Below are 2549 nucleotides of genomic sequence, written 5' to 3' on the forward strand. Positions count from 1 at the left end.
GAGATCAACCTCACCTACGCGCGGATCCAGGACATCCACCTCGTGAGCAACGTGGTGGAGCGCTGGCTCGGCCTGGCCCGGATCCAGATCCAGACGGCCAGCGGGAGCGCCCGGGCGGAGATGACGATCGAGGGGATCCGGGAATTCGAACTCCTCAGGGACTTCCTCTACTCGCGCATGCGGGGGGCCCAGGGGTCTTCCCCGGCGGACACCTTCGGAAGGCCGGACGGGCGGAGGGAAACGGAAGGGGATCTGGCCGCCGCCACCGCGGCGGTCCTGGAGGCGGCCTCCGAGCTGCGGGCCGTCCGCGAAGCCCTCGAGGGGGCGGGGGGGCTTCGTGGGGGGCGCTAGAGGCAGGTTGCTGAACGGGCTCTGCCGGGTCCTGAAGGTTCCGCCCGAGCCGTCGGCACCGGCGGGCGCGCCGGGATCGGTTCGCACCTTCCGCGCCGCCCGCGGCTTCTACTCCTACCGGCTGCTCGCCTGGGGCCTCTCCCAGGCGGGGGCCGGGGCGGGGCTCTTCGTCGGCGTCTCCTTTCTCCGCTTCGTGCCGGCCGTGTCGGTCCTCGGCATCCCCCTGTCCACCATCCTGGGATGGTTCGAGACCCTCGCGGTGATCGGGTTCGTCGCCCAACTGCCCCTGGGCCCCTTCCTGGTGCGGCTCGACTACGAGATGCGGTGGTACGTGATGACGGACCGGAGCCTTCGGATTCGTGAGGGGATCCTGCGCGTTCGCGAGCAGACCCTCACCTTTCACAACATCCAGAACCTCTCCATCCACCAGGGCCCGCTCCAGAGGCTCTTCGGCATCGAGGACCTGCGCGTCCGCACCGCCGGAGGCGGCGGCTCCCCCGGCGGAGACACGGAGGAGGCCTCCGTCCGCGAAGACATGCACGAGGGGTTCTTCCGGGGCGTGGAAAACGCATCGGCCATCCGGGACGCCATCCTGGTCCACCTGAAAGGAGCGACGGGCGATGGTCTGGGAGGGCCCGAGGGCGCACGTCCGGCCCCGTCCGACCCAACGGGAGACCTCGACGCACTGGTCCGGGCCGCCCGGCTCCTGAGGGACGAGGCCGCCGCCCTGCGCCGGGCCGTGGCGGGGGAAGACGGGAAGGGGTGAGGGCCGGTTCCCGGCCCGGCCCGCCGCGGCTCCTCGGGGGCCAGGGCCCTACGAAGGCCCGCTAGGCCAGGCGCTCCAAGAACATCCGGATCTCGCCGGCGGCGAGGTCCGCGTGGGTGTGCAGGAGATGGTGGCCGGCTTCCCCGTACAGGACCCAGCGCGCGTCGGAGAAGGAGGAAAGCCGGGCCTGGATGAAGGCCGCGGGGGCCACGCGGTCCTTCCCCCCGTGCAGGTGCAGCATGGGCACCCGGGCGAGCCGGTCGAGGTCCTCGTCGGGCCGGTACCCGAAGAGCCCGTGGCGAACCGTTCCGGCCAGGGCTTCGGGGTCCGTCCGGTCGGCCTCGGCGCGCAGGTGGCCGGGCAGGATGGCGGCGAACTGCCGGACCATGGTCCCCGAAACGCGCACCAGGTCCTCGTCGGAGAGGCCCGCGATCCCGGACGTGGCCCGCCGGTACTCCGGGGAGCCCGCCCGGAGCGTCTCGTGGATGTGCTGGGCGGAGGAGAAGCGGGGGTAGTTGAGGAAGACCAGCCCCCGCACCCGGCCCTCGAAGCGGCGGGCCGCGAGCGCCGTGAGGAGCAGGCACCCGAGGGAGTGGGCCCCCAGGAAGAGGGGTTCGGGACGGCCCTCGGCCTCCACCAGGTCGGCCAGCGCGTCCAGGTGCTCCTCGAGGGAGTAGGAGGCCCCCCCGGGCCGGGCCGAATCCCCGTGGCCCAGGAGGTCCGGCAGGATGAGGCGGAAGCCCCCGAGGCGCCCGGCCAGGGCGTCCTGGAAGTAGCGGTGGGAGGCGAGGACGCCGTGCAGGAGGACGAGACACCCGCGGTTTCCGGGGTAGGTGCGGTAGGCGAGGCGGAACCGGCCGGGGGAGGCGGAGACCGGCATGAGATCATCCCCTCACAGAAGCTCGCATTGTAATCGCAAGCGAATCGAATGGCAAAAGCAGGTCTCCGTGACCGTTCGCTCACATTCGGTGCGCGCCCGAGCCTTGTGGTAGGATACGACCTGCCGGGCCGCGAGGGCTCGGACCTTCGGAAGGACCGCGACCATGGATTCGGAACGCAAGGACGCCGCCTCAGAGGCGGGCCGCGTGGCGGAGCCGGGAAGCCGTACGGGACCCGGGCTGGACTTCATCCGGGCCACGGTGGACGAGGACCTCAAGGCCGGCCGCCACAAGACCGTCGTCACGCGCTTTCCCCCGGAGCCCAACGGGTACCTCCACATCGGCCACGCCAAGTCCATCTGCCTCAACTTCGGCATCGCCAAGGAGTTCGGCGGCCGCTGCCACCTCCGCTTCGACGACACGAACCCCACGAAGGAAGAGCAGGAGTACGTGGATTCGATCCAGGCGGACATCCGCTGGCTCGGCTGGGACTGGGGGGAGCACCTCCACTTCGCCTCCGACTACTTCGGCCAGCTCCACGAGTGGGCCGTGCA

At 71.3% G+C, this 2549-nt stretch carries 4 protein-coding genes; 3 read left to right on the forward strand and 1 reads right to left on the reverse strand.

Features of this window, described 5'->3' with window-relative positions; translation table 11 throughout:
• Positions 1-351, forward strand: a 351-nt coding sequence (locus tag AB1824_13450; GenBank protein ID MEW5765965.1) for a PH domain-containing protein, incomplete at its 5' end; no start/stop codon positions are given.
• Entirely contained in the window at positions 338-1117 is a 780-nt protein-coding gene (locus AB1824_13455; protein ID MEW5765966.1) for a PH domain-containing protein, read from the forward strand. The genes AB1824_13450 and AB1824_13455, both read left to right, overlap by 14 nt.
• 61 nt (positions 1118-1178) lie before the next feature.
• Here AB1824_13455 and AB1824_13460 read toward each other — a convergent pair whose 3' ends face one another.
• Positions 1179-1997, reverse strand: coding sequence for an alpha/beta hydrolase (locus AB1824_13460; protein MEW5765967.1), 819 nt, complete (start codon positions 1995-1997; stop codon positions 1179-1181).
• 163 nt (positions 1998-2160) lie between these two features.
• Here AB1824_13460 and AB1824_13465 point away from each other — a divergent pair.
• The coding region (locus AB1824_13465) for a glutamate--tRNA ligase family protein (GenBank protein MEW5765968.1) at positions 2161-2549 on the forward strand (389 nt) is incomplete at its 3' end.

It is taken from the genome of Acidobacteriota bacterium, assembly GCA_040752915.1.
Taxonomy (GTDB): domain Bacteria; phylum Acidobacteriota; class UBA4820; order UBA4820; family DSQY01; genus JBFLVU01.

Coding starts and splice junctions, on each gene's coding strand:
- AB1824_13460 (MEW5765967.1), bottom strand. CDS start 1,997: ATGCCGGTCTCCGCCTCCCCCGGCCGGTTCCGCCTCGCCTACCGCACC.